Origin of the sequence: Aetokthonos hydrillicola CCALA 1050 (genome assembly GCF_017591665.1) — a bacterium.
In the GTDB taxonomy this organism is placed as follows: domain Bacteria; phylum Cyanobacteriota; class Cyanobacteriia; order Cyanobacteriales; family Nostocaceae; genus Aetokthonos; species Aetokthonos hydrillicola.
In genome coordinates this window covers 1-2,367 of sequence record NZ_JAAKGC010000291.1, presented here as the reverse complement: position 1 = coordinate 2,367, position 2,367 = coordinate 1, and the positions used below count along the sequence as shown (strand labels likewise).

The following is a 2,367-nucleotide window of genomic DNA, read 5'->3' as shown; positions in this document are numbered from 1 at the left end:
ATTGGATATGAACGAGCGATTACAAATTGATGCTGCTTAAAGGCGAGTTTTTTTTCTAAAACCTCATCTGGGTAAAAGTTTCAGCCGTTGCGTGGCGGCAAAATCTCTCTTCGCTACTTTTACCCCAAAATGCTGCTTCAAGAGTGCTTCGAGAGTACTGATGTGCCTTCTTAGGGAGCTCTTTCAGTACTTGTGGTTTAGCAGAGTTTTAGATATGAGTTACTAAAGTACTGTAAACCGATATATATACTATATCTTTAAATAAGATATAATCTACTCATTCTGTATTGCCAGGCGACAGCCATTCAAAAGTTCATTAAGTTCTTTCGCTGTGTGAAAGGGATTTCTTAGAAAAAAGACAGATGCAATCACAGCTTCATAAGGATTTCTGCCTGTTCTTTTCACAGCAGCGATCGCGTCCTTGTTAGAAAATCCTCTCACACTCACTAACCATGCAGCTAGGACATGACCAGTGCGACCAATACCACCCGAACAGTGTACAACTACTTTCTCATTTTGTTTATCTGCTGTTATTAAAAAAGGAAGTATTTTCTGTGTGAGTGTTTCTAGATCGCAAACGTGGAAATCTTTAATGGGTGCCCAACAAACATGTTGGCTACCAAATTCTTGTTGATATCTTCCTAAAAGATTTGTGTAGGAGGCTAGTTGCGTTTCAGGAAGAAGACAGCAAACTCGTTTAATATTTTTTTGTTGCATGAATTTAACCCAATCAAGCACTTGTTTATGGGAGTAACCAGGTCTGGAAGATCCAAATACAATAGCTTCCTGCTCACAAGCAGGAGCAAATTTGTATATATTTTGAGTTAGGCTATCTATCATATCCCTTAATAAAGGATTGCTATAAATTATGAAACAATTTTAGCTAATTTTAATTAATTCAGGAAAATTAATATCATTGTTATTAACAATAACTTGAGCTTTTGAAATCGGATGACAGTCATTTATATACATCTTTGATGCCTTATGATAGCGCTCTAGGTATCTTTTTTCTGTGGATAACTCTCCCCCAAGACGTGCTTGATCTCTTTGTATACCTCGCTTTAAAGCAATTTCAAAGTCAGTCTCAACAAAAATACGAAAGTCCCAATAATCATTTAGCTTTTCTTTAAATAAGAAAGTGCCATCGACAACCAAAATTGTATTTATAGACGCAACTTGTGGCTCAGGATTCACGGGAATATCTGTTTCTAAGTCAAGAGATTGGGTTTGGTAAATCAAACTACCCCCTTTACCCAAAGGCTTTAGTAGACGTTCTATAAGTGCATCGTAATCGTGAGCATTTTTATAATAGGCATGGGCTAAGCTTAGTGCTTCGGAATAGCGTACTTTTTTAGGATGATGAAAATCATCAATAGATGCTTTAATACAGGGATAGCCTCGGCTGACAATTTCTAAAGCGATTTCTTGGGCTAATGTACTTTTCCCTGAAGCTGTAATTCCACTAACTCCTACTCTAACAGGGTGCTCCAGTTGTAATTTTTCAATTTCGGTGACAATAATTTTTATAAGTTCATTTCTTTGCATATTGACACTCTCCGCCCATAAAGGTATCGTTTTCATCTGAAATAGGGGTCACGGCAGAATATTCCCAGAATCCTACGCTAAAGCCAAAATTGAGAGCAAATCAAAGCCATTCAGCCAATGAGGAACCTAACGGCGATGACGGTAAATCCCAATACATCGGACAACCTTCTATAACCAAAGGTGGTTTCAGACGCTGCGCCGCCCCCCACGCGGTAGCTTCGATGGCTGGAGCGAGATCATTGCTATTCTCCGCCTCAATCTTTGCAGCAAGACCATTTTCAACCGGATAACAAGCCAGTAAAGCTGCTGTTCTGGCAAGCGAAGCCCGTACTTCCATACCTTGGCCGCTCGTCACACGCCTAATTAAGCCTCGTATCGCTGCTGCTGCAAGCAAATACCCCGTTGCATGATCAAGAGCCTGCACGGGCAATGGAAATGGGCAGTTTTTATTTGCTTTGACCATCCCGGTATGTGCAATACCGCTTGACATCTGTACCAGGCTATCAAATCCCCTACGCAATTTCCATGGCCCGTTCCAGCCATAAGCATTGACTGAAATATCAACCAGCCCAGGACGCAACTTTTGTCTTTCTTCACTGTCAAGACCAAGATTTGCCAGTGCGCCAGTTCGGTATCCATGGATAATTACATCAGCATCACCCAACAGTTTTTTCAGTGCGGCCATACCATTGGCATTCTTTAGATCAAGCCGGGCACAGCGCTTGCCTAATACCACTTCCGGCACAACACCTGGTTCTTCCCATCCTATCGGATCAATACGCAATACTTGCGCCCCATAACTGGCAAGAAACCGTGTTGCAA

At 41.1% G+C, this 2,367-nt stretch carries 3 protein-coding genes; all 3 read right to left on the bottom strand.

What is annotated here, in order from left to right; all coding sequences use genetic code 11:
- Nucleotides 1-273 precede the first annotated feature (273 nt).
- Nucleotides 274-816, bottom strand: coding sequence for a protein-tyrosine phosphatase family protein (locus G4P69_RS37100; RefSeq protein ID WP_208345422.1), 543 nt, complete (start codon nucleotides 814-816; stop codon nucleotides 274-276).
- 63 nt (nucleotides 817-879) lie between these two features.
- The gene (locus G4P69_RS37095; RefSeq protein WP_208345418.1) at nucleotides 880-1,545 is read right to left on the bottom strand and encodes a nucleoside/nucleotide kinase family protein; all 666 of its coding nucleotides are present in this window, start codon (nucleotides 1,543-1,545) and stop codon (nucleotides 880-882) included.
- Between the two features lie 100 nt (nucleotides 1,546-1,645).
- Nucleotides 1,646-2,367: CoA transferase (locus G4P69_RS37090; protein WP_208354857.1), on the bottom strand; the 722-nt coding region annotated here is incomplete at its 5' end.

What these genes read in the sequence shown, in the direction of transcription:
- G4P69_RS37095 (WP_208345418.1), bottom strand. Translation starts at nt 1,545, where the DNA reads ATGCAAAGAAATGAACTTATAAAAATTATTGTCACCGAAATTGAAAAA.